The organism is Candidatus Krumholzibacteriia bacterium, assembly GCA_035268685.1.
GTDB lineage: Bacteria > Krumholzibacteriota > Krumholzibacteriia > JAJRXK01 > JAJRXK01 > JAJRXK01.
This window is the reverse complement of the sequence record DATFKK010000173.1, coordinates 1-23,863: the sequence shown is the minus strand read 5'-3', so window position 1 is coordinate 23,863 and position 23,863 is coordinate 1. Positions and strand designations below refer to the sequence as shown.

Sequence of the window (23,863 nt, the reverse complement as noted above, 5' to 3'; positions counted from 1 at the left end):
GGGGGAAGGAGTCAGGCCGAACGCCCGCGGATCCGTCCCCGGACGACGATGATCACCACGGCGAGCAGACACCCGGCGGCGTTCAGGGCGGTGTCGGTTCCCGACAGGAAGCGACCCGGCACGAAGTACTGGTGCACCTCGTCGAGGACGCCGTACGCGAAGGCGATGCCGACCGCCGTCCACAGCGCGGTCGCGCCGCGCCACTGTGCGGTGACGAGCGCCTGCCAGCAAAGCCACGTGAGGAGGGCGTAGGCGGGGACGTGCGCGAAGTTGTGCCAGGCCGGCGGTGGCATCAGGACCTGACCGACGCCTTCGGCCTCGGGTCCGTGGTCGGGAACCGAACTCAACGCGAAGAGGGCGGCCATGAAGATGACCGCCCTCCAGAACCAGGGATTGCGGCGCCACACGTCGCGGCGTCCCACTCCGCGGCCTTCGTTCACACGCCGGCCTCCGCCGAATCCTTGCGCTCGAGGATCTCCTCGAACTCGGTGTAGGTGGTGTTGCGCTCCACCGGCACGCGCCCGGCCTCGCGGATGAAGTCCTCGATCTCGGTGCGGGTCATGCCCTTGCCGGCCACGCCGCCGGCCGCGTGGGTGATCCGCTCGTCGATCACCGTGCCGTCGAGGTCGTTGGCGCCGAAGCGCAGCGCGACCTGGGCGATCTTCTGCGTGAGCATGATCCAGTAGGCCTTGATGTGGTCGAAGTTGTCGAGCATCAGGCGGCTCACCGCGATCGTCTTCAGGTCGTCGAAACCGTCGGTCGCGCCCATGTGGCCCTCGAAGGGCGTGTTCTCGGGGTGGAAGGCGAGCGCGATGAAGCAGTCGAAGCCACTCGTGCGGTCCTGCTGCTCGCGCAGGCGGATCAGGTGGTCGACGCGCTCCTCGTAGGTCTCGACGTGGCCGTACAGCATGGTGGCGTTGGTGCGCAGGCCCTTCTCGTGGCAGATGCCCGCCACCTCGAGCCAGCGATCCCCGGTGATCTTGTTGTGCGCGATGATCTCGTGCACGCGCGGCGCGAAGACCTCGGCGCCGCCGCCGGGGCAGGAGTCGAGGCCGGCCTCGATCAGCAGGTCGAGGGTCTCGTCGACCGACTTCTTCGCCAGCTTCGCCAGCCAGTCGATCTCGACCATGGTGAAGGCCTTCAGGTGCACCTGCGGGAAGGCCTTCTTCAGCTCCTTCAGGATGTCCACGTACACGTGGAACTTCCAGTGCGGGTGCAGGCCACCGACGATGTGGAACTCGGTCACGTCGGGCGTCCAGTCGCGGCGTGCGATCTCGACGCACTGCTCGGGCGAGTAACTCCAGGTGCCCGGCGCGGTGACCTTGTCCTGGTAGGCGCACAGCTCGCAGCCCACGAAGCAGACGTTCGTGGGGTTCAGGTGACGGTTGACGTTGTAGTAGGTGCGGTCGCCGTGCCGGCGCTCGCGCACCGTGTTCGCCAGCTGTCCCACGGTGAGCAGGTCGGCGCTCTCGAACAGCTTGACGCCGTCGTCGAAGTCCAGCCGCTGCCCGGCCTCGACCTTCTCGTGGATCTCGGTGAGATCGACGTCGCGCTGCGGGCGCTTGGGCGGTCGTTCGCGGGGAACGTCTTCGCGGGCCTTGCGGGGCATGTCGTCACCTGTCGAGGGGGGACCCGGGGGGATCGGACCGGGGGCCCGTGGGGAGTCGCACGGGAGTATAGGAGCCGCTCCCGAGAGCGGCAAGGCGATGCAGGAGCGCGATTTGCGGATCAGGAACCGTTGCCGGCGAAGGGCGTGCGGCTCGACAGGAAGGTGCTGGCCCAGGCGAAGGGGTGGGGTGTGGCCTCCCGCACCGTCCGGCGTGCACGGTGGACGGCGTGGGCGATCGACGCGGCGTCCAGCACCTCGCCGTAGAACGCACCCATGAACCGCGTGGCCGAGGCGTCGTCGATCTTCCACTGGTGCAGCACGATGTCACGGGCACCGGCGGCGAAGCCGGCGCTGGCCCAGCCGTCGAGCTCGGCGCCGGGCGCCTCGTTCTGCAGGCCCGACTCGCAGCTGTCGAACACGAGCAACGCGTCGCGCACGCGGCGCGGGTCGAGCTGTTCGAAGCCGAGCCATCCGTCGGGAAGTTGCAGGCCGTTCGACACCCATCGGTGGCGGTGGAAGCTGCCGTGGGTGGCCAGATGGACCAGACCGTAGGTCGTGCGCGTGGCCAGGAACTCCGCGCGGGAACGGGCCACGTCCACCTTCCATCCCGAACGCTGCAGCCGGCTCTCGATCTCCTCGATCTCGCGACGCGCGCCCGGGACGGTGCCTTCGACCAGCAGGGCGCGGGGACGCCGCGGCCGGTCCCCGACGACCAGCAGCTCCGGGTGGGGCACGCGGGCCAGCACGGGGGCATCGCGGCCCAGGGTCTCGAGGAGCGCGGCCTCGAGGCCCACGCCGTTCATCGCGCCGGTCGAGACGACGACGACCTCGGATGCGTCGAGGGCGAGCGGCGTCCACAGCGCGTCGGTGACTCCGGTCAGGCCCGCCCGGGCTTCGTCCACGGTGCGGCCCAGCAGTCGGTCCCTCGCCCGCGCGGGCGTCCGCGCCAGCGCCTCGAAGAGCATGCGCAGGGGGATCCAGTGCTCGCGGAGCGCCGTCCCGGCGTCGGGAAGGTCGACGTAGCGGGTGCGTCCACCGCGTTCCACGACGAAGGCGCCCCAGCGCTGATCGGTCCGGTCGTAGATGACCAGGGGCCGGCCACCGGTACGATCGATCCACGTGCGCGGGGTCCCGTGGCGCGGTGTCCAGACCGCGGACGGCGGTGCCGGGTCCTTCTGCAGACGCAGACGCCGCTCCAGGCGGTGGACCTCGTGTCCCAGGGCCACCGACCGTACGTCGTCGGCCGTGCCGCCCGATTCCATGAGACGGTCGCGCACGCGGGCCAGGGCGGCGCGCAGGTCCTCGCGCACGCTGTGGTGGCGACCGCGCAGCAGGTCGGCGAAGACCGACCCCTCGCGCAGCGACATCAGCAGGCGAAGCGCCTGGCGGGGCGCGTCGGATCCGCCGTGTTCGAGCACGATGTCGACCGCGTCGCCGGCGATCCGGTCGCGGGCGTGGCCCACGCCCAGGCTCTCGGCCTGGTCTCCGACGCGCGCGGCCAGACGCTCCTGGGCCCGGACGGCCTTCCGTGCCCAGCGGACGGCGTCGTCGCCGCGACCGGCCGCGGCGTGGGCCCGCGCCACGAGCAGGGCGAGGCGGGGCCGCAGGCCGGTGAGCGGCGGTCGCGCCGCGTCGTCGTGAGCGCGCCGCGCCAACCGCAGGGCGGAACCCGTCCGACCGCCGCGCAGAGCCGTCTCGGCGCGCAGGGTGCGGGCGCGGGTGGCGGTGGTCCGATCGCCGCGGCGTGTCGCCCGGCGCACGATCGTGTCGAGGGCGGTGTCGTCGGGGATGCGGCCGCGACCGAGGTCGACGTGGGCCCGCTCGAGCGTGAGTCGTTCCACGACGTCGTCGCGTCCCATCGACTCGAAAGCGGTCGCGGCTTCGTCGACCCGCCGGAGTGCGTCGTGTCCGCGCCCCATGTGGGCGAGGATCCGCCCGTGCAGGGCCGCGGCGCGGGCGCGCTCGGGGCCCAGTCCCATGGCGGTGAAGTCGGCACGGGCCCGGCGGGCGTGCACCTCGGCCACCGGATCGGCGCCGAGGCTCGTGAGCAGTTCCGCGGCCTCGTGATCGATCGCCGCCGCGCCGCGGCGGTCGCCGCGTTCGCGGATCTGCTCGGCCACGCGGTCGAGTTCGGCGATCGCGTCGGGCCACGATCCGCGGTGCAGTTCGCAGGCGGCGATGCCGTAGCGGCACTGCAGTGCGGCGAGTTCGAGCCCCTGGGCCGCGAACACGTCGTGGGCTCGCCGGTAGCCGCGCCGGGCCCGCGACGCCTGCCCACGCAGCAGGTCGACGTTCGCCAGGTTGAAGGTGCACACGGCCGCGTCGACCGGTTGGTGCCGCCGCCGAGCGCGGTCGCGCGCTCGGCGATACAAGGCTTCGGCCTGATCGTACTCTCCGGCGAGGTAGTGAACGGTCGCGGCCGAACCCTCGAGCCGTACGGCCGCCACGGGGTCGCGCCGGCCCAGAAGGGCGCGGGCCTGGTGGATCCGTTCCTGCGCGGCGCGGGAGTCTCCGGCCAGGGCGAGCGCGTCACTCCAGCCGATCACGGTGCGGGCGGCCTCCACAGGATCGTCGATGCTGCGCAGCCCTTCGAACGCCTGTGCGTAGCGCTCGAGCGAAGCGGGAAGGTCTCCGGTGGCCTTGGCCGTGTGCGCGTGCAGCCGGATGAGGCGCAGGCGGTCGACCGCGTCGTCGATCGACTCCGACGCGAGCGCGTGCTCCACCACGTGGTTCGCCAGGGTGGGCCGCTCGCGGATCAGCTGCAGGACCAGCGACTGCAGGACGCCGAAGGCCTCGGTCGACGAGCGAACGCCGGACCACGCGCGCAGGAGCCCCGCGTCGGCAGGGAGGGCGAGCAGGGCGTCGGCGGTCTCCACCGCGGAGGAGTGCGTGCCGTCGCCCAAGGTCTCACTCCGCGTGGAAGGGGTCGTCCAGCACGACCGTGTCGCCGTCGGGCAGGTGGATCTCCAGGCTCCACCCGTCGGGTACGATCTCCTCGAAGCGGAGCATCTCGCCGTCGGCCACTTCGTGGCGCTGCAGGACGTGGTCGTCGTGGACCAGACCGATGATGGCGCGGGCGGTGCCGTCGGGTTCGGCGAACCAGATCCGGGCCTCGAAGCTCCAGGTGGCGTTCTGCAGGGGCGGGTGCACGAGCACGCTGACCTCGCCGCCCGGACACGATCCGGCGACGATCTTCGCGTCGTCGGCCACCGAAGGACCGCCGGGGCTGCGCACGTCGGCGGCGTCCCAGTGGACCGTGCGACGGCGCTTCGCGCGGGGCATGCGCTTCTCACTGCGTGCGCCGAGAGCGCGCGAGACCAGGTCCTCTGGCGGTTCCTTCCACCGTGCTCCGCCCTGCGCGAGCAGGTCGAGCCATTCCTGCGCCGAACGACGGCGTGCACTCATGGCCGTTGCTCCTCGAGGCGGGCGCGCAGCCGCTTCAGGCAGCGGGCGCGGAGAGGGCCGATCGATCCGACGGCGACGCCGGCGGTCTCGGAGATCTTCTTGTAGTCGGGCTCGCGCTCGTCGAAGAACAGCAGCGGCAGCAGCCGCGCGCAGGTTCCGCCCAGTGCCTCGATGTGGTCGCGGATGCGTTGGAGGTCCTGCAGCTCCTGCAGCTCGTCGCCCGGAAGCGCCGACGGATCGACCATCTCGTCGAGTGCGCCCTCGACGGGGCGGTCGTTCTTCGTGGCGATCTTGTAGGCGACGCGGCGCGTGGTGACGATCAGCCACTGCGGCAGGGCCTGGGCGTCGCGGACGCGGTCGAGCGAGCGGTGCAGTTCGATCCACACCTGCTGGAAGACGTCGCCCGCCGTTTCGTCGTCGATGCCGGTCCGCAGCGCGGTCGAGTACACCAAGGCCCGATACCTCGTCACCAGGGTCTTCCAGGCGCGTTCGTCGTCCTCGAGACACCGTGCCACCAGCGCGGGGTCGTCGAGGTCTCGCGGCGATGGACGGGAGGGCGCGCGGGCCACGGTCGCTCCGATTCGCGTTCGGGTCTGCGGGATCCGGCCGGATTCTACGGTCTGCCGTCGCCCGCGGCCAGCCGATCGACCCCCGCGCCCACCTCGCCCTTCGTCGTGACCCAGGTGACGTTTCGACCCGCGGTTGATACTCTTGGGTCACGAATCCACAGCGAACCCTGCACGCGGGGGCCGGGATTCGATGCGTGAGGTGTATCAACGACGGATCGACGGAGCACCTCAGGCCGTGTTGACGGCACACACACCCCACGGTCGGGATCGGTCCTTCGGGGTCGGTCGGCGAGAGGTCCCGGACACCATGAAACGCTTCGGAATCGGTGCGCGTCTCCTCGGATTCGCCCTCGTCTGCGCGCTGGGCGTGGCGGGCTGTTCCACCGACGACCCGTCGAACCCCCTCCGACCGGGCGAGGATCCGCCGCCGGGTGAGGTACCCGACGACCCTCCCGCCGACGACCCTCCGGGTGACGATCCTCCCGCCGACGACCCTCCCGCCGACGACCCGACCGATCCGGCGCCCATCGCCGACCTGAGCCTGTTCCTGGTCGACTCCCTCGCCACGACGCGCGACGCGGTCCTGACCGAGTACGACTTCGAGCTCGTGCAGACGCTCGGCGGCGGGCGGATGGTGCTGGTCGACGGGACCTTCGACGCCGACGACCTGATCGACGATCCGCGCGTGCTGGCCTTCCAGACCGATGGTCCCATGGAGTTCAGCTCGCCGGTCGAGCTCACGATGAGCTTCTACGAAGGCGACTTCGATTCCGACCTTCCGGCGCAGGATGCGTTCGCGGCGTGGAACCTCGACGAGGTGCACGCGAGTGCGCGGGGTGCGGGGGTGAAGGTCGCCGTGCTCGACACCGGCGTCGATCCGACGCATCCGCTACTCGCCGGGCGCGTGCAGCTCATCGAGGAAGGCGAGTGGGGACTCGGTTCGATCGAGATCGAGCAGGGAGTCGACACCGACGGCGACGGGGTCTTCGACGAGGCCTACGGTCACGGGACCCACGTGGCGGGGATCGTGGCCAGCGTGGCGCCGGGGGCCGAGATCCTGAGCATCCGCGTACTCGACTCCGACGGAGTCGGCACGGCCTTCGACCTGGCGCGCGGACTCTACCGCGCCGCCGCGTGGGGTGCGGACATCGTCAACCTGAGTCTGGTGCTGTCGGACGAGGCGGCGGTGATCGAGGAGATCCTCGACGAGCTCGAGGACGACATGGTCATCGTGGGTGCGGCGGGGAATCGCCCGGGGGCGGCCCTGTATCCGGCGAGCGACGACGAGGTGGTCTCGATCGCGGCCCTCGACGCCGGATTCGCTCTGGCCGGGTTCAGCGCCGCCAGCGAAGTCGATCTCGCGGCGCCCGGGGTCGGGGTGCTGAGCGCGTTCCCCGGGGGACGGTGGGCATCGGCCACCGGAACCTCGATGGCGACCGGGAGCGCGAGTGGAGCACTCGCGGTCGTGGCCGGGTTGCTCGGCGAGACCGACGACGTGGACGATTTCGTCGAGGAGACCGCCCGGCGGATCACGGCCAGCGGGCTACGGTCGATCGACCTCCCGGCTGCCGTGCTCTCGGCCCTGTCGGGTGACGACGACTGATCCACCGACCGTCGAGGGCCGCGCGGATCACTCCACGCCCGCGAACTCCATCACCGTGTGCAGGAGCACGTTCGCGCCGATCTCGACGTCGGACCACTGGGTCCATTCGTCGGGAGCGTGGCTCACACCCCCGGCGCTGGGCACGAAGATCATCCCGGCCGGACACGTCGTGGCCATGAACTGCGTGTCGTGGCCGGCACCGCTGGGCATGAGCAGCGGATCGTGGCCCAGCTTCTTCGCCTGCCGCTCGAAGGCTTCGATCACGCCGGCATCGCAGGGCTGCGGATCGAGCCAGCTCAGCTGGTCGTACTCGAAGTACAGCTTGTGACGACGCCCGATCGCCGACAGTACCTTGCGGCAGCTGTTGGCCAGATCGTGCATGACCTCGGCGTCGGAGTCGCGGCCCACGATCGAGAACTCGACCTCGCCCGGCACGGTGTGCGGGTAGCCGGGCTTGAGCGTCGCCATGCCCACGGTGATCCGGCTCGAGTCGCTCCCGTCCTCGTCGATGATCCGCTCGATCTCGTGGGCGAAGTCGGCCAGACCCATGAAGGCGTCGCTGCGCATGTTCATGGGCGCGGTGCCCGCGTGGTTGGCCTTGCCGATCAGGCGGACCAGCCACTTGAACACGCCGCTGATCCCGGTGACCACGCCCACGTGGCGGCCCTCGGTCTCGAGCACCGGCCCCTGTTCGATGTGCAGCTCGAGGAAGGCGTGCAGCGTGTCGGGGTCGCGGGTGGCCATCGTAGCCTGCTCGGGATCGAGACCGGCCTCGCGCATGGCGTCGACCAGGCGCACGCCCTGCACGCTGATCGCGTTGTGCACCCAGTCCGGTGTGACCTGCCCGCAGTAGGCCTGGGCGCCGAGCATACCCCCGAAACGTCCTTCTTCGTCGGCGAAGGCGACGAGCTCGATGGGCCGCTCCGGTTCGAGGCCACGATCGCGGAGGGTGCGGACGCACTCCAGACCGGCGAGCACGCCGAGGGTGCCGTCGAACAGACCGCCCGCCCGCACCGAGTCGATGTGCGAACCCAGCACCACGGCGGGCGCGTCGATGTCGTCGAACCAGCGCCCGACCACGTTCCCCACCTCGTCCAGACGCGCCGCGCCGCCGGCCTCTTCGATCTTCTGCAACAGCCAGCGGCGGCCTTCCATGTCGGCCTCGGTGAAGGCCAGGCGGTGGACGCCGTGGTCCTCGTCGCTGCGGCCGATCTGGCCGAGGTCGAGCAAGTCCTTCTGCAGGCGGTCGAGATCGATCGTCGGGTCGGCGGCCGTGCGGACACCCATGGGGTTCCTCCGAGATGCGTCGAGTCTAGGGCAACGGTGGCGGCGAGCCGTCGCCGGCCACGAAGAGCTCGTGCAGAAGATGCAGCCCCAGGAGGTGATTGACGAGGATGTCATTGCGGGTTGCCCGGGCCGGGTCGCTCTCGGTCCGCCACGACTGCAGGAAGCCGTCGATCCGGTCGACGTCGAAGAGTCCGGCATCGCGGACGTGGTCGGGCGTCATGTGCGACGCCAGCAGGTCCTCCACCGCCTTACGCTTGCGCTGGTCGGTGTGTGCCGGCGGGGCCATGAAGGCGAACTTCTCGCGCTTGTACAGCACGTCGGGCAGGACGCCCTTCATCGCTTCGCGCAGCACCCATTTCTCGGTTCCCTCGTGGATCCGGTAGCGCGGCGGAATGCAACGGGCCAGTTCGGCCACGTGGTGGTCGAGGAAGGCCGGACGCGACTCCATGGAGTTGCCCATGTCGACGCGATCGCCTCCCCAGGTGAGGATCTGCCCCTCGAGCATGGTCTTGCTCCAGGTGTACTGGGCGCGGTCGAGGGGGTGACGTCCCTGCACCATGGAGGGGTCGATCCGCGCGGCGATCGCCGCCACGGGATCGTAGTCGCGCAGCTGCTCGAGCACGGGGTCGGCGAAGAGGCCGCGGGCATGGTCGTGGGTCAGGATCCACGGCTGGATCCAACTCGGCGTGAACCCGCAGAGCTCGTCCCAGGCCGGGTGCGAGGCCTGGGTCTCGGCCAGGATCGACCCCTGGAACACGCGGTTCACGTCGCTGAGCTGGCGTGGGGTCTGGTCGTCGCCGCCGTGCAGGAAGTGGTCGCGCTTGAGGAATGGATAGCCACTGAACAGCTCGTCGCTGCCCTCGCCGGTGACCACGACCTTGTAGCCCGACTCGCGCACGCGGCGGCTCATGTGCCACTTGGCCACGCCCAGTGTGTTGTAGAAGGTACGCTCGGCGTGCCACAGGGTGCGCACGTAGCTGTGGCCGTACAGGTTGGCCGCGTTCAGCTCCAGGACCTCCTGGTCGGCACCGACGCTCTCGGCCATCTCCCGGGCGATCTTCGACTCGTCGAAGTCGGCGTGGTCGAAGCTGATGGTGTAGGCCTTCACGGGAGACTGCTGCAACGGCGTGGCCAGGCCGAGCATCGAACAGCTGTCGATCCCGCCGCTGAGGTAGCAACCCACCGGCACGTCGGCCTCGAGCCGCACGCGCACCGCGTCGATCAGTTCCTCGCGGACCCGGCTGATCCAGTGCTCGGGTGGCAGTTCGTCCTCGAACTCGTCGGCTCGGGGGAACTCGAAGTCCCAGTAGCGCGTGCGGGTGACTTCGAAGCGGTCGCCGCGTCGCTCCACGATCACCATGTGTCCGGGCAGGATCTGTTCGATGCCCTCGAAGGCCGTGGTCCCCGGCACCATGGTGTGCATGAGCTGGTTCATCGAGGCCTGCGGCGACAGCTTCCGCGGGACCCCGGGTTGCGCGAGCAGGGCCTTGACCTCGGACCCCCAGACCACGCGGTCGCGGCGGAGGTGCAGGTACAAAGGCTTGATGCCGAAGCGATCGCGCACGAAGACCATGCGGTCGCGTGAGCGATCGTACAGGGCCACGGCGAACTCGCCGCGCAGGTCGTGCACGAAGTCCAGACCGCGCCGGCGGTACAGGTGCAGGGCCACCTCGCTGTCGCTGCGCGACTCGAAGCGCAGGTTCTCACACGCCAGGCGCGCGCGGATGGACTTGTAGTCGTAGAACTCACCGTTGACGGTCAGCACCTGCTGCTGGTCGGGACCGACCATGGGCTGGGTTCCGGCGTCGAGTCCGATGATCGACAGGCGGGTGTGGCCCATGGCCAGGCCCTCGTCTTCGTCGATCCACTGGCCGCGACCGTCCGGTCCGCGGTGCTGCAACAGCTGCATTCCGCGTTCCAGTCCTTCGCGACGGGCCTCGGACCACGGTCCGAGCTCCCAGCTCCCCACGATTCCACACATGTCGTCGCTCCGTTCCGGTCAGCTCGAGAGGTAGATGATGGAGTCCGGGAGCGAGTCGATGCGCCCCAACACGCTCACCAGGAGCGCCTGGCGCATGAACACCGCACCGGCGGCTTCGGCGAAGTACAGATTGTGCTTCGTACGATCGAGACTGGCGGCGAGCTCGTCACGGCGGGCCAGCGGGTGGAGGATCGCCGCGTTCTCCTTCAGGTTGCTGTTCGCGTCGAGCGAGAACTCCTTGCCCAGCAGCTCGTAGCTGCCCTCGAGCAGGGCGATCGAGTTCATGTAGATGACATCGAACTCGTGCAGCACGCTCTGCATGTCGCTGCGGATCTCCACCTCGATCGGTGAGTTCTCGACGTCCTCGGCGAGCTCCCTCCCCAGTGGCTGCTTCTGTTCGCTGACCACGGTGATCTTGCCGATGGCGTTGTCGAACAGCATGGACATGCGCATGAAGCTCTTCACGGCGCGCATGTCGCGGGGCGTTCCCACGATCCCGATGTGGAACTCGTCTCCCGTGAAGTCCTCGGTCGCGAGGTCGGGCCTCCACTTGAGAAGGGCGTACCAGTCGAGCAGGGCCTGCGTCGGGTGTTCGCCGGTGCCGTTGCCCGCGTTGATCAGCGGCAGGCGCAGGTTCCGGCGGATCTCCTCGATCGCGGTGGTCTCGGGATGCCGCATGATCACGAGGTCGCCGTAGGTGTTGAACATCTCGCCGATGTCCGACAGCGATTCGCCCTTGGCGATTCCCGTGACCTTGCCGTCGGGAACACTGAGGACACGGCCGTCGCAGCGCAGGGTGGCCGCCTCGAAGCTCAGCCGTGTCCGCGTGCTCGCTTCGAAGAACGAGGTGATGCAGATCTTGCCGTCGAGTGGATGCGAGCTGGCGATCTCGGTCTGTTCCAGCAGGGCCGAGAACTTGGCCAGCTCCACGACCTCGCGCCGCACGAACTGCCGCGTGTTGAGGATCGACACGCCCTCGAACTTCCGCAGCAGGTCCCAGTCGAGCGCGTTCCGGTAGTGGTTCAGCAGGTTCCGTGGATCGAGCATGGCGCCCACGGAGTTGCTCTGCACGTTGGTCGTCGAGGTTCCGACGGGTTGTACCATGGCTACCACAGCCTCTTCTTGCGTGCGTCGCGCACGAACAGGACGGGAAGGAAGACGGCCGCGATCAGTGCGAGTGCGATCGCACCGAAGACGGCCACGGTGAAGAATCCGAGCGAGAAGTTCATGCGACCTCCTCGGAGGTCGTCGCGTGCGGACCCGCGTCGAGCCGCGCCCAGTCGAAGGACTGCGGCGCGAAGCGCGTGGTGACGACGACGACGACCATTGAGACGGCGGTTCCGATGAGCGAGGCGGCGTACCAGCCCACGGTGAAGTAGGTGATCAGACCACCGGCAGAGCCCAGCAACATGGCCGCCACCGCTCCGTGGCGATTGGCGTGTTGCCAGTACAGCCCGGCGATGATCGGCCAGATCGCGCTGCCCACCAGCGGGCCGGCGAAGAACAGCACGCTGGCCAACGTGCCCACTCGCGGTACGCAGATCAGCCAGGTGATCAGGCCGATCCCGATGATCACGGCCATGCCCCAACGGCGGAGTTGTTCGTCGGAGGCGTCGCGGGCGAACATCTGCTTGACGAAGTCGTTCAACACCAGATCGCTCATGGCCGCCAGCAGGCTGTCGATGCTCGACGCCAACGATGCGAAGACCACCACGAACACCAGCACCGCGCCGAAGGTGCCGAGCACCGTGCCCGCCACGACCGGTCCGACCATGTCGGGCCGCGCGATGTTGATGCCCAGGGCGGGGGCGGCGAGTCCGAGGAAACCGGCCACGATCGGAATCGGAAGCCAGATCAGGCCAGCCAGGCCGTAGGCCTTGCGCCCCACGCCTTCGCGCATGGCGAAGGCGCGGCTCCACCACACGTTGCTGTGGAAGATCTCGCCCAGGCCGAACAGCATGTTGTTGAAGATCGCCATGATCGCGGCGGGGAAGAGCACGTCGAGCAGCGCGGGGCGATTGCGTTCCAGGTTGGCGTAGATCTCGTCGATGGACACCGTCGACAGCACCGCGATCGCCACGACGCACACGCCCACGAGGATGATCCAGCTCTGGATGAAGTCGGTGCCGATCACTGCGAACAGACCGCCGAAGAGCGTGTAGAGCACGCACACGAGCAGGATCGTGGTCATTCCGTACACGTAGGGGATCCCGGCCAGCGCCTCCATGAGAATGCCGCCGGCCATGCCCATGCTGATCATCCAGGTGATGCCGTAGAACAGCGAGATCACCAGGAAGATTCCCCACGCGAAGTTCCCGTAGCGCAGGCGCACGAACTCGGCGCTGGTGTAGCCGTTGGGCATGAGTGCACGGATCCGCTCGGCCATGGGCGCGAACAGGAACAGACCGAAGCTGGCCGTGCAGTAGGCCAGCATGCCCCACACGCCGAGCTGCAGGGCGAACTGCGGGGCGAGCATGGTCGTGTTCGAGGTGATCCACGTGGCCACCGCCGTCGCGGTGCCCAGGGCCAGTCCGACGTTGCGTCCGGCCAGCATGAAGCCCTCGAGGTTCGAGGCCTTGCGGCCCCAGTACACACCCAGACCCACCCAGATCACCGAGAGCGCGGCGAGCAGGATCCAACCGATGGTGGGGTCGAGCAGTGCCGATGCTTCGTTCATCGGGAACTCCTCGCGTGCGGGGTGGGATCGTTGCGGTGGACGATCAGGAAGACCGCGGTGGCCAGGAACACGACCGCGCCGATCCCCATGAGTGTGAGCGCGAAGCTACGGCTGTAGTGCTGCACCTCGATCTCGAGGGTCTGCGACCACTCGCTCCAGCCGTCGGGCCGGTCGGGGTGGCGGGCCCGCACGCGGAAGTAGCTGGTCCCGTTCTCGAGCCCCGATACGAAGGAACTGTGCTGCGGCCCCTCGTGGCGCAGGATCGTGTCCTCGAAACCGGGCAGACGACCTTCCTCGAGTTGGTAGACCCAGTGCACGGTGTCGTCCTCGACGATCCATTCCAACTGGGCGTAGCCGTCCTTGCTGGACATGCGTGCGTCGTGGTCCCAGCGGGGCGGCGTCGGGACCTCGGCCCGCGCCGCGGCGACGGGTGCGAGAAGGGAGCCGAGGAGGACGATGCACCACGCCAGGTGCATCGCGCTCCGGCCGGAACGGATCGGGCGCACGGTTCAGTTCTCCCGGATGAAGTCCTGGTCTTCGCGGTCTTCGCCGGGGGGCCCACGGAAGACCAGCGTGGAGTCGTCGGTGACGAGCATTGGCGAGGCTTCGAGGTCCTCGGCGTCCATCATGGTGGCGATGCGCTGGAGCACGCTGAGGATCATGCTCCGCTCCCATCCCTCGAGGTGCACGAGCTGATCGCGGAAGCGGTCCTGCAACAGCGAGGGCGCGGCGGCCAGGGCCTTCCGCCCGGCGTCGGTCAGGTCGACCCGCACCGTGCGCCGGTCGCTCTCGCCGCGGGTGCGGACGATCAGTCCCCGCTTCTGGAGGCGCGTGAGGATCCCCGTGGTCGTGGCCGCGCTGATCCGGACCGAGCGCGCGATCGCGCCGGGCGTGGCCGGCTCGCACCGGGTCACGGCCTGCAGGACGGCGAGCTGTGGTCCGGTGAGTCCGAACTCGTCGACGAGGTGCCGCGAGTGCAGATCGACCGCGCGCATGATCCGCCGGATCGACGCGACGATGCGGGTCTCGATGTCGGGATCGCTGGCCAAGGTGCCCTCGTCTCGGGATCGGGCGAACGAGAAACTTAGTGTACAAAATTTCGCCCCGATCTCAACCTGCGGCAGAATTCGGCTCTCATGCCCAAGAACATGCCAGCAGAGGGCTGGAAGTCCGAAGGTTGACGGCAGAGATCTCCTTCGTACACGAACGATCGTCGCGGGCGCACCGAGACGCCGCGATCTCGATCGCCTAGGCTGCTGTCCATGAGCGCGCTCTCCTGCGACGATCTCCACGTGACCTACCCCGGCGGGGTGCAGGCCCTGCGGGGCGTGTCGCTGCGGGTGTCCGAGGGCGAGACCGTGGCCCTGGTGGGCGAGAGCGGCAGCGGCAAGACCACCCTGCTCAAGTGCTTCAACCGCATGGTCCGGCCGAGCGGTGGGCGGGTGGAGGTCGACCGCACGTCCGTCGACGCGGTCGCGGTGGAAGGCCTGCGCCGCTCGATCGGCTACGTGCAGCAGGACGGAGGCCTGCTGCCACACTGGAGCGTGCGCGAGAACATCGAGCTGGTGCCGTGGCTCCTCGACTGGCCGCGGGAACGACGTGTCGCCCGATCGCGCGAACTGCTTGAGCTCGTGGGTCTCGATCCGGCGAGCTTCGCCGACCGCCGTCCGAGTGCCCTTTCGGGTGGACAGCGGCAGCGTGTCGCCTTCGCCCGCGCGCTCGCCGCCGACCCACGGGTGCTGCTGCTCGACGAGCCCTTCGGTGCCCTCGACCCGGTCCTGCGGACCGAACTGCAGGACGAGGTCGCCCGCTGGCAGCGCGATCTGCACAAGACGACGCTGCTGGTGACGCACGACATGGCCGAAGCCCTGCGCCTGGGTGATCGCGTGGTCGTCCTGCGCGACGGCGCGGTCCAGCAACAGGCCAGCGCCGCCGAACTCCGGGCCGCGCCCGCCAACGGTTACGTGCGCGCGCTGCTGCGGGCTTCGGGGAGCGTGGCGTGAGCACCCGGATCGTCCTCGTGGTGCTCCTGCTGGCGGCCCCGGTCGCCGCGCAGGACGCGCCCACCGTGGTCGTCGGCTCGAAGAACTTCTCCGAGAGCCGCCTGCTGGCCGAGATCTTCGCGCAGACGCTCGAGGCCGGCGGCGCGTTCCGGGTGGACCGCCGCTTCAACCTGGCCGGCACGTCGGTGTGCTTCCGCGCGCTGCGCAACGGCTCGATCGACGTCTACCCCGAGTACACGGGCACCGGCCTGGTCACTCTGCTCGGCGAACCGGCCACGGGGACCGAGTCCGAGGTGCTGGCGAAGGTGCGCCGGATCTTCCGCGATCGCTGGGACCTGCGCTGGCTCGCACCGCTCGGCTTCGAGAACGCCTACGAGGTCGCCGTGCGCCGGGCGGTGGCCGAGGAACGCGACCTGCGCACCATTGCCGACCTCGCCGCGCGGGGCGACGACCTGCGCTACGCCTTCGGCTACGAGTTCCAACAGCGGCGCGACGGGCTCGTGGGGCTGCGCGCGGTCTACGGCCTCGATCCGCAGCGCCTGGTCGGCATGCAACAGACCTTGAAGTACGCCGCGGCCGGCGACGGCGAGGTCGACGTCATCGACGTCTACACCACCGACGGACTGATCCTCGTCCACGACCTGCTCGTGCTCGACGATCCGCGCGCCGTGTTCCCGCCCTACTCTGCCGCACCGCTCGTGCACGGCCCCACGCTCGACGCCCACCCGCGGCTGGGCATACGGCTGCAGCGTCTGTCGGACGTGCTCGACGAGGATTCGATGCGCGCCCTCAACCGTCGGGTGGAGGTCGACGGCGAACCGATCGAACGCGTGGCCGCGGAGTTCCTCGAACAGCTCGGCGTGGTCACCGGCGCCGAGGCCGCGGCGGCGTCGGCGGCCGCGGGCGATGGTGGGCGTGAGAGAAACGTCTTCGACGTCCTGGTCGACGAGCGAGGCGCGCTGCTGCAGCGCACGCTGGAACATCTGGGACTGGTGTTCGGGGCGCTGTCGCTGAGCATCCTCGTGGCCGTTCCGCTCGGCCTGGTGCTCGAACGCCAGGCCGGCCGCGCCGAGACCGTGATCCGCGGCGTGGGGATCCTGCAGACCATTCCCTCGATCGCCCTGCTCGCCTTCATGATCCCGCTGCTGGGCGTCGGCGCGCCGCCGGCGATCGCGGCGCTGTTCCTGTACGGGCTCTACCCGATCGTGCGGAACACCTTCACCGGCGTGCGCGACGCGGGGCCGGCCGCCGCGCAGAGCGCCACGGCGCTCGGCATGACACCGCGGCAGGTACTCGTGCACGTGAAGCTGCCGCTGGCGGTGCCGGTGATCCTGGCCGGGATCCGTACGGCGGCGGTGATCTGTGTGGGAACGGCCACGCTGGCCGCGTTCATCGGCGCGGGTGGACTGGGCGAGCCGATCGTGGCCGGCCTGCAGCTCGACGACGCGGCGATCATCCTGAGCGGCGCGCTGCCGGCGGCGGTGCTGGCGCTGCTGGTGGACGGACTGCTGGCGCTGGTGGAGTGGTCGCTGCGGCCGCGGGTCTGAGTCCTACCAGGGATCGCTGCAGTCGGTGAAGAAGTGGCACCGCGGGCGGCCCGCGGCCAAGATCAACCCTCGTCGTCGACGAAGTCGCCGTCCTCCTCGGCCTTCTCGGCCCAGAAGCGCTCGAACTCGTCCTCGAACACGAGCAGGGTCGGATCGTCGACCTTGTCGGTGTAGAGCACGCCGTCGAGGTGGTCGAACTCGTGCTGGGTGACCACGGCGTCGAAGTCCTCGAGTTCGAGGTCGACCGCGCGTCCCTTGCGGTCGAGGCCGGTGACGCGGATCCGTTCGGGGCGCGACACGCGGCCGCGCAGGCCGGGCACGCTCAGGCAGCCCTCCCAGATCGCGCGCAGGTCCTCGGTGAGCGGCGTGACCTCGGGGTTGATCAGCGCGGTCAGGGGTTCCCCGTCGCCGTCGGTGAGTCCGGCGCCCTCGTGGAACACCACCACGCGCAGGCTCTTGTGCACCTGCGGGGCGGCCAGGCCGATGCCCGAGTACTCGTGCATGGTCAGCAGCATGGAGTCGACGAAGTCCTGGAACTCGCGGCTGGGAATGGCGGCGGGATCCACGGGCTCGGCCTTGCGGCGGAGCACCGGATTGCCCATGCGGGCCACCTTCAGGACGTGCTTCACGGGTTCCACCTCTCGTGGGCAGGACGGGATTCAGTCCTCGCCGTCGTCGCCGATCGCCTCGACGGGGCACTCTTCGAGGGCCTCGCGGCACGCGGCGTGCTCTTCGTCGGTCTCGGGCTGGCGGGCCAGGTACGAGAAGCCCTCGGCGTCGTTGCGCTCGAAGTTGGCCGGGGCGGCCTGACGGCACAGGTCGCAGTCGATGCACTGGCCGTCGACGTAGTAGGGGCCGGGAGCCTGGCCCGGGAGCTTGTCGTCGCGATCGGCCATGACCGGGTCCTGGGCCGGGGGACCGGGGGAAACAGGCCGGAACGGGCCGTTCCGCGGTGTGTTTAGCGGGAACTTCACAGGCCCGCAAGTGCGTTGGCCCTCAGAGGGGCTATTCTTGTCCCCACACCCATCCGGGGGAGTCCGGTCCCCCGGGGCATTCCGTACGGAGACACGACATGCGACTTCCGCTCCGCCCGACCACCTTGGCCGCGCTCTTCCTGAGCCTCACGCTGATCGCCTGCACCTCGAACAGCAGCAATGCCGACGAGGCGGGGCCGGAGGCCTCCGCGGCGCAGCAGGAGCAGACGGCGGACACGGACAAGCCCATCCGCATCGCCCAGGGCCAGCGGACCGAGATCACCGACTACCTGGCCGAGGGCCAGATCACCGTGTTCGACTTCATGAGCGACTACTGTCCGCCCTGCGTGCAGATCGCTCCCTGGCTCGATCGTCTGCACGAGGAGCGTGACGACATCCAGGTGGTGAAGGTCGACGTGAACCGCCCGGGCAAGGAAGGCATCGACTGGACCTCGCCCGTGCTGCAGCAGTACGGCATCCGCTCGATCCCGCACTTCAAGATCTACGGGGCCGACGGCGAACTCATGGACGAGGGCCAGCCGGCCTACGAGACCATCGTGTCGTGGCTGCGCGAGCTTCCCCAAGAGGAGACGTCCGGACGGTGAACGGACCTCCGGCGTCGCCCCACGACGACGCTTACGAGCGCGCACAGCAGGTCCAGCCGGGCGAGTCGAAGCTCCCCTGGATCTGGATCGCCATGATGGTGTCGATCGTGCTCTACGCGGTGCTGACCGTAACCGTGGTGCCCTCGCGCACGCAGGTCGTCGACCAGGAACTCGAGACCTGGCTGCTGATCTTCCTGGCCATGGGTTCGGGTCTGCACGTGCTCGTGGTCTTCCTGCTGCGGCAGATGATCGCCGCGCTCTCGCGCGCCAGCTACGTGGTGTACTGCGTGTTGCGGTGGGCCCTGATGGAGGGGATCGGGGTCTACGGGCTGCTGCTGTCGGTCCTGGGTGTCGATCTGGGCATCACGGCGATCTTCTACGCCGTCTCGCTGCTGCTGCTGGCGTCGTCGGGACCCGGCCGGTCGGACCGCGCGGTGTTCGTGGCCCAGTTCCGGTGACCCGGGTCAGGCCGAGCGTCGCAGGATCATGAGCGTGATGTCGTCCGACGCGCGTTCCGCTTCCAGGTAGTCCTCGATCGCCGCCAGGATCGACTGCCGGATCGCCGACACGTGATCGGTCGCGTGCGTGCGCAGAGCGGCGTCGACTCCCTCGAGACCGAAGAACTCGTCGCCACTGCGCGTGGCCTCGGGGATTCCGTCGCTGAACACCGCGAGGGTGTCGCCGATCTCGAGCGTGCACTCGGACACTCCGAAGTCACCGAACGGGAGCATGGCCGTGGGGCGGCCGGTCGACGGCAGCTCCTCGATCGCGTCGGAGACCTTGCGGTGGATCCGCGGCGGCTCGTGACCCGCGTTGAAGTAGCGTAGGCGTCCCGTCTCGTGGTCGAGCTCGGCCACGAACAGGGTCACGAACTGCTCCGGGGCCAGGCTCTCGCCGAGCTGGGAGTTCAGATGCGGAGCCATGTCCTCGAGGCTGGTGCCCAGGTCGTTCAGCGAACGGATCAGCACGATGGTCGCTGCCATGGCCAGCGACGCGGGCACGCCCTTGCCGGCCACGTCGCCGAGCACCAGGAGGGTGCGTCCGTCGGGGCGGGGCAGACAGTGGTAGAGGTCGCCGCCGACCTCGCGGCACATGGTCAGGTGGCAGTCCAGCGACCAGCCCTCGGGAACCGGGAGGTCCTCGGGGAGCATGGCCATCTGGATCCGCGCCGCGGTGCGGATCTCCTTCTCGAGCGTCAGCGTGCGCAGCTTCACCGCCACGGCGTTGGCGGTGGCGGTGAGCACCTGCAGGTCCTCGGTGTCGTACTGCACCTGGGGTCGACTGCAGTCGACGTACAGAATCCCGCGCACGCGCTGGTTGTCGAAGAGCGGGGCCGCCATGGCCGACTTCAGGTCGAGGTGCAGGATGCTGCCCTGATCGGCGAAGCGCGGGTCGTTCAGCGTGTTCGCCACGAGCACCGACGAGCGCTCGCTCAGGACCTGGCCGACCAGGGTCGTGCTCAGGCGCAGGCGCTCCTGGCTCTGGGTCGACGCCTTGCCCTGGGACAGCCACTGGGCCTTCACGCTCAGCTCGGTGCCCTCGCCCTCGTCCTGCAGCAGGATCACCCGGTCGGTGTCGACGAAGCGCGACACGAAGCCGCAGGCCTGGCGCTCGAGTTCCTGGGCGTCGGCCTCCGACGCCACCAGCTCGAACAGATTCGACAACATGTCGACGATTCGGGCCCGAGCGGACTCGCTGTAGTCCTCATCGGGACGATATATCGTCGAGGGGCTGACTTCCTCGTCGCGCGAGAGCGTTGCCGTGGAGTCGTCCTGGCGGACCGCCCGCCAGAGCGGGACCCCGGCGAAACGCACCGTCGCGTGTTTCCCGGCCTCGATCTCCTCGTTGCCGATGGGCTTTCCGTCTATATCAGTACCATTGGTACTGCCAAGGTCGCGAACGAACAGGGCCCCGCCCTCCACGCGCAGAACCGCGTGGTGCTTGCTCACACTGGGAACCGAGATGGTGATGTCGTTGTCGGGGGCGCGGCCGACCCGGTGCAGCCCGTCCACGAGCTGCAGGGGGGTCAACTGGCCGTTGACGACGAGTTCGAATTCGATCACGTGGGAACGTCTCCGGGACCGTGGCGTTGGACAGGAAGAGTAGCCTGCGGCGAGCCCTTGCACAATCGCCGTGCTCGCATCACACCGTTGGACGATGCGCCGAGCTGTGAATCTGGTACGGTATTCGGTGCCCCCATGCCCTTCTCCGGAGGATCCCATGTCCATGCGTGGTCGCTTTCCGGCGCTCGTCCTGATCGCCGTGCTCGGTCTGTTCCTCGCGGCCCCCGGCTTCGCCCAGGATGCCGGTGTGCCGTCGGGCACCGTCGAGCGCAGCGAGCAGGAGATCGCGGACATGTCGCTGTCCCTGCAGATGAAGTACATGAGCCCCTACTGCCCCGGCTCGAACCTGCGCGACTGCACCTCGGGCAAGGCCGCGGTGCTTCGCGAGGAGATCAAGGGCTGGGTCGCCGCCGGATGGACCGAGGAGCAGATCACCGACGAGCTGATTTCGCGCTACGGCGAGTCGATCCTCTCGGCGCCACGGTTCGAGGGATTCAACATGCTCGTGTGGATCTTTCCCGTATTGGCGGTGCTCGTCGGCCTGGGCGTGATCCTGTGGTTCCTGCAGCGGCAGCAGTCGATGAAGCTCCACGACTCGGTGCCGACGCGTGAGGTCGAGAGCGACTACACCTCCGACCCGGACCTCGAGCGGCGACTCGAGCGCGAGCTGTCGGCCCGCTCGCGCTGAGATCGTGAGCATTCCCCGATCGACCGATCGCACGCTGTTGCGCACGGCCGCCGTGCTCGGTGCGATCGGGGTGGCCGCGGGCGCTTTCGGGGCGCATGGTCTGGCCGAACACGTGCCTCCACGCCGTCTGGACACCTTCGACACCGGCGTGCGCCTGCTCATGGCGCACGTTCCCGTCATGCTGCTGGTGTCCGTGCTGCACGATCGCTTCGACCCGGCTCGTCTGCGATGGGCCGGGTCGTTCTTCGTGGCCGGGACCGTGGTGTTCAGTGGCAGCCTGTTCGCGCTGGTCCTCCTCGACATGCCGTGGCTGGGTGCGATCACTCCGATCGGCGGGGTGTGTCTGATCGCGGCCTGGTTGCTGCTGGTCTGGGCCGTGGGTCGCGGGCGCGTCGAGGATCAGTCCAGCGAGTCGAGGTGACGCCGGGCCCGACGGAACACCGCGTGCCACATGCGTCGGGTCAGGCGACCCGTGTTCGTGTTCTGGCGGCTCGGATGGTAGCTCTGCAACACGAGCGGGCTTCGGTCGATTTCCACGAAACGGTCGTGCGCGAACTCCGGACGCGGTGAGGGGAGGTCGACACCGCGTTCGTCGAGCAGGCGGAGCCATGCGTCCCATGCGATGCGGCCGAGCACGATCACCAGTTCCGGATCGAGTTCGTCGATCTCGCGGTGCAGCCAGTGCCGGCAGGTGTCCTGTTCCTCTCGGGTGGGCTTGTTCTGAGGGGGCGCGCAGTGGACGGCGGCCGAGACCAGGCAGTCGTCGAGCTCCAGGCCGTCGTCGGCCGAGACCGACCTGGCCTGGCTGGCGAAACCGTAGCGGTGCAGGGCTTCGTACAGCCAGTCGCCCGAACTGTCGCCGGTGAACATGCGGCCGGTGCGGTTGGCGCCGTGGGCGGCGGGAGCGAGTCCGACGATCATCATGCGCGCGCGTGGATCGCCGAACGAGGGGACCGGACGTCCCCAGTACTGCTGATCGGCGAACTGTTTCCTGCGCTCGGCGGCGACCTTCGCGCAGTGCGCGCGCAGACGCGGACAGCGGTCGCAGTCGACGATCGCACGCTGGATCGCGCGGAAGTTCCGGATCGACATGGGTCGTTCCCCTTCCTCTCCGCCGTCACGCGGAACCACGCGCCCTCGTCCGTCGGCCCGCTTCGGACATCGGCGAAGCCCGGTGGTGACGGGCGCCTCGCGAAGACCCACACGCGATCGTGCAGCCTGCTCCGGTGCGAGAGCGGCCGGCGCGGCCGGCGCGCGGGTACCGGTGGTGGAACGTACCTCGGTGTGCCGGGTCGTGCCACGGGATGTCGTACCTCGGACGTGGGCACACCCTGTGCTGTGGCCGACCGTGCCGGGTGGCGGTCTCGACTGAGGCAACCAGCGAGGACGAGCACCATGGCCGTCACCCGGCACACCTCAGCTCTGCTTCCTCGTGCACGCTCGAACCACCGAAGGCGGTCATGGCCCAACTCGATCGCTTCCTCTCTGCTCTTTCCGAGTACCAGGCCGAGGCATTGATCCTCGAACAGGACCGCGCGCCCGCCTTCCGTTTCCTGTCGGGCACCAAGACCGTGAGCAAGGCGATGCTCGACGCGGACAAGATCCTGGCCCTGGTCACCGAACTCGCCGACCCCAACGTGATCGACACCTACCGCGAGGACGGGACGGCGAGTTTCGTGTACTCGGTGGGTGCCCTCACCTACACCGGTGTACTGGAAGACGATCAGGGCACCATGGTCGCGACCATCTGGGAGACCGCGAAGAACGGCTCCGGCGATGCCACCGATGCGTCCTTCGCCGACGTGGCCCAGGAGATCGCGCGCGAGACCCCGCCGCCGGAGGCGGACTCGGCCGCGGTGGCCGCGGTGCCTCCCGACGAGTATCAGCCGGACGGCGGTGGATCCGGTCCGTCGGCCCCATCGGGATCGTGGCACGAGATGAGCGCCGAGGACGCCGACGCGGCGACGGCGGTGGCCGACGCCGTGACGTCCACCAACGGCGTCCCCAGGTTCGACCCGAGCTCGCTCCCGTCGCTGGACGACCACCAGACCGACCTGCTGGTGCCCGACGATCTGCCGCCGAACTACCGCGCTCTGATCGACGAACTGCTGCGGGCGACGGTCGAGAAACAGGCCAGCGACCTTCACCTGTGCTGCGAACAGCCGCCGGTCTACCGCGTGGACGGCCACGTGGAGCTCGACGGCGAGCGCGAGCCGCTCGAGGCCGACGAACTGTTCCGGATGCTCTTCGCGATCACGCCGCAGCGCAATCGCGACCAGTTCCTCAAGCACCACGACACCGACTTCGCCTACGCCATCGAGGGCGTCAGCCGTTTCCGCGCGAACCTGTACTTCGATCGCCGCGGTCCGGCGGCGGTGTTCCGGGCGATCCCCGACGACATCGTCCCGGCCGACGAGCTCGGGTTGTCGAAGGAAGTGCGTGAGCTCGCACTGCTGAACAAGGGCCTGGTGCTGGTCACCGGACCCACCGGCAGCGGGAAGTCCACGACCATCGCCTCGCTGATCGACCTGGTGAACGAGCAACGGCGCGAGCACATCATCACGATCGAGGATCCCGTGGAGTTCGTGCACCCGAACAAGCAGTGCCTGGTGAACCAGCGGCAGGTCGGCGTGCACACCGACAGCTTCAAGAGCGCGTTGCGGGCGGCTCTGCGCGAGGATCCCGACGTGATCCTGGTGGGCGAGCTCCGTGATCTCGAGACCATGGAGATGGCCATCGAGACGGCCGAGACCGGTCACCTGGTCTTCGGTACGCTGCACACCACCACGGCCTGCAGCACCGTCGACCGGATCATCGACCAGTTCCCCGCCGATCGGCAGGCGCAGATCCGC

The 23,863-nt window shown here is 69.1% G+C and carries 24 protein-coding genes; 8 read left to right on the top strand and 16 right to left on the bottom strand.

From position 1 onward, the window contains the following. Positions 1-11: 11 nt before the first annotated feature. The 5 genes from VKA86_16650 to VKA86_16630 all read right to left on the bottom strand — a co-directional run bounded on the left by VKA86_16650 (position 12) and on the right by VKA86_16630 (position 5,583). Positions 12-440, bottom strand: coding sequence for a VanZ family protein (locus tag VKA86_16650; GenBank protein ID HKK72838.1), 429 nt, complete (start codon positions 438-440; stop codon positions 12-14). Next, a complete protein-coding gene (gene mqnE, locus VKA86_16645; GenBank protein HKK72837.1) occupies positions 437-1,609 on the bottom strand; it encodes an aminofutalosine synthase MqnE in 1,173 nt (390 codons plus the stop codon). The genes VKA86_16650 and mqnE overlap by 4 nt, the downstream gene beginning before the upstream one ends. A gap of 119 nt (positions 1,610-1,728) precedes the next feature. Then, positions 1,729-4,512 carry a CHAT domain-containing protein gene (locus tag VKA86_16640; GenBank protein ID HKK72836.1) on the bottom strand — a complete coding sequence of 928 codons (2,784 nt, stop codon included), beginning with the start codon at positions 4,510-4,512 and terminating at the stop codon, positions 1,729-1,731. Between the two features lie 4 nt (positions 4,513-4,516). Beyond that, positions 4,517-5,014, bottom strand: a complete 498-nt coding sequence (locus VKA86_16635) for a hypothetical protein (protein ID HKK72835.1) — start codon at positions 5,012-5,014, stop codon at positions 4,517-4,519. Beyond that, the gene (locus VKA86_16630) at positions 5,011-5,583 is read right to left on the bottom strand and encodes a sigma-70 family RNA polymerase sigma factor (GenBank protein HKK72834.1); all 573 of its coding nucleotides are present in this window, start codon (positions 5,581-5,583) and stop codon (positions 5,011-5,013) included. The genes VKA86_16635 and VKA86_16630 overlap by 4 nt, the downstream gene beginning before the upstream one ends. A gap of 307 nt (positions 5,584-5,890) precedes the next feature. On the opposite strand from VKA86_16630, the gene VKA86_16625 reads away from it, so the two are divergent. After that, positions 5,891-7,186 carry a S8 family serine peptidase gene (locus tag VKA86_16625; GenBank protein HKK72833.1) on the top strand — a complete coding sequence of 432 codons (1,296 nt, stop codon included), beginning with the start codon at positions 5,891-5,893 and terminating at the stop codon, positions 7,184-7,186. Positions 7,187-7,213: 27 nt separating this feature from the next. Here VKA86_16625 and VKA86_16620 read toward each other — a convergent pair whose 3' ends face one another. From VKA86_16620 to VKA86_16590, 7 genes are read right to left on the bottom strand one after another with little or no spacing between them, the layout of a single operon-like run. Beyond that, positions 7,214-8,473, bottom strand: a complete 1,260-nt coding sequence (locus VKA86_16620; protein ID HKK72832.1) for a Zn-dependent hydrolase — start codon at positions 8,471-8,473, stop codon at positions 7,214-7,216. Between the two features lie 25 nt (positions 8,474-8,498). After that, complete coding sequence (gene asnB, locus VKA86_16615) at positions 8,499-10,454, bottom strand: asparagine synthase (glutamine-hydrolyzing) (GenBank protein ID HKK72831.1); 1,956 nt, start codon at positions 10,452-10,454, stop codon at positions 8,499-8,501. Between the two features lie 18 nt (positions 10,455-10,472). Continuing rightward, positions 10,473-11,558, bottom strand: coding sequence for an aspartate carbamoyltransferase (locus VKA86_16610; GenBank protein HKK72830.1), 1,086 nt, complete (start codon positions 11,556-11,558; stop codon positions 10,473-10,475). A 2-nt stretch (positions 11,559-11,560) separates the two neighbouring features. After that, positions 11,561-11,683, bottom strand: a complete 123-nt coding sequence (locus tag VKA86_16605) for a hypothetical protein (GenBank protein ID HKK72829.1) — start codon at positions 11,681-11,683, stop codon at positions 11,561-11,563. After that, positions 11,680-13,131, bottom strand: coding sequence for a sodium:solute symporter family protein (locus VKA86_16600; GenBank protein ID HKK72828.1), 1,452 nt, complete (start codon positions 13,129-13,131; stop codon positions 11,680-11,682). The genes VKA86_16605 and VKA86_16600 overlap by 4 nt, the downstream gene beginning before the upstream one ends. Further along, a complete protein-coding gene (locus VKA86_16595) occupies positions 13,128-13,637 on the bottom strand; it encodes a hypothetical protein (GenBank protein HKK72827.1) in 510 nt (169 codons plus the stop codon). Before VKA86_16595 ends, VKA86_16600 begins: the two co-directional genes overlap by 4 nt. A gap of 3 nt (positions 13,638-13,640) precedes the next feature. After that, on the bottom strand, positions 13,641-14,180 hold the full coding sequence (locus tag VKA86_16590; GenBank protein ID HKK72826.1) for a MarR family transcriptional regulator: 540 nt from the start codon (positions 14,178-14,180) through the stop codon (positions 13,641-13,643). Between the two features lie 213 nt (positions 14,181-14,393). Here VKA86_16590 and VKA86_16585 point away from each other — a divergent pair, with 213 nt between their 5' ends. Then, a complete protein-coding gene (locus VKA86_16585; protein ID HKK72825.1) occupies positions 14,394-15,134 on the top strand; it encodes an ATP-binding cassette domain-containing protein in 741 nt (246 codons plus the stop codon). After that, the gene (locus VKA86_16580) at positions 15,131-16,681 is read left to right on the top strand and encodes a glycine betaine ABC transporter substrate-binding protein (protein HKK72824.1); all 1,551 of its coding nucleotides are present in this window, start codon (positions 15,131-15,133) and stop codon (positions 16,679-16,681) included. The genes VKA86_16585 and VKA86_16580 overlap by 4 nt, the downstream gene beginning before the upstream one ends. Before the next feature lie 62 nt (positions 16,682-16,743). Here VKA86_16580 and def read toward each other — a convergent pair whose 3' ends face one another. Next, entirely contained in the window at positions 16,744-17,310 is a 567-nt protein-coding gene (gene def, locus VKA86_16575) for a peptide deformylase (protein HKK72823.1), read from the bottom strand. A gap of 30 nt (positions 17,311-17,340) precedes the next feature. Next, positions 17,341-17,577, bottom strand: coding sequence for a ferredoxin (locus VKA86_16570; GenBank protein HKK72822.1), 237 nt, complete (start codon positions 17,575-17,577; stop codon positions 17,341-17,343). 176 nt (positions 17,578-17,753) lie between these two features. Here VKA86_16570 and VKA86_16565 point away from each other — a divergent pair, with 176 nt between their 5' ends. Further along, positions 17,754-18,260, top strand: coding sequence for a thioredoxin family protein (locus VKA86_16565; GenBank protein ID HKK72821.1), 507 nt, complete (start codon positions 17,754-17,756; stop codon positions 18,258-18,260). Next, positions 18,257-18,718, top strand: coding sequence for a hypothetical protein (locus VKA86_16560; protein HKK72820.1), 462 nt, complete (start codon positions 18,257-18,259; stop codon positions 18,716-18,718). Before VKA86_16565 ends, VKA86_16560 begins: the two co-directional genes overlap by 4 nt. A 6-nt stretch (positions 18,719-18,724) precedes the next feature. Here VKA86_16560 and VKA86_16555 read toward each other — a convergent pair whose 3' ends face one another. Continuing rightward, the gene (locus VKA86_16555) at positions 18,725-20,323 is read right to left on the bottom strand and encodes a SpoIIE family protein phosphatase (protein ID HKK72819.1); all 1,599 of its coding nucleotides are present in this window, start codon (positions 20,321-20,323) and stop codon (positions 18,725-18,727) included. 157 nt (positions 20,324-20,480) lie between these two features. Between VKA86_16555 and VKA86_16550 the strand changes: the two genes are divergently transcribed. Continuing rightward, the gene (locus tag VKA86_16550; GenBank protein ID HKK72818.1) at positions 20,481-21,011 is read left to right on the top strand and encodes a cytochrome c-type biogenesis protein; all 531 of its coding nucleotides are present in this window, start codon (positions 20,481-20,483) and stop codon (positions 21,009-21,011) included. A gap of 4 nt (positions 21,012-21,015) precedes the next feature. Next, complete coding sequence (locus tag VKA86_16545; protein ID HKK72817.1) at positions 21,016-21,432, top strand: DUF423 domain-containing protein; 417 nt, start codon at positions 21,016-21,018, stop codon at positions 21,430-21,432. Here the strand turns inward: VKA86_16545 and VKA86_16540 are convergent. Next, complete coding sequence (locus VKA86_16540) at positions 21,411-22,103, bottom strand: uracil-DNA glycosylase (GenBank protein HKK72816.1); 693 nt, start codon at positions 22,101-22,103, stop codon at positions 21,411-21,413. The genes VKA86_16545 and VKA86_16540 overlap by 22 nt on opposite strands. A gap of 368 nt (positions 22,104-22,471) precedes the next feature. Here VKA86_16540 and VKA86_16535 point away from each other — a divergent pair. Then, positions 22,472-23,863 (top strand): PilT/PilU family type 4a pilus ATPase (locus tag VKA86_16535; GenBank protein HKK72815.1); only part of this gene is annotated, 1,392 nt, incomplete at its 3' end.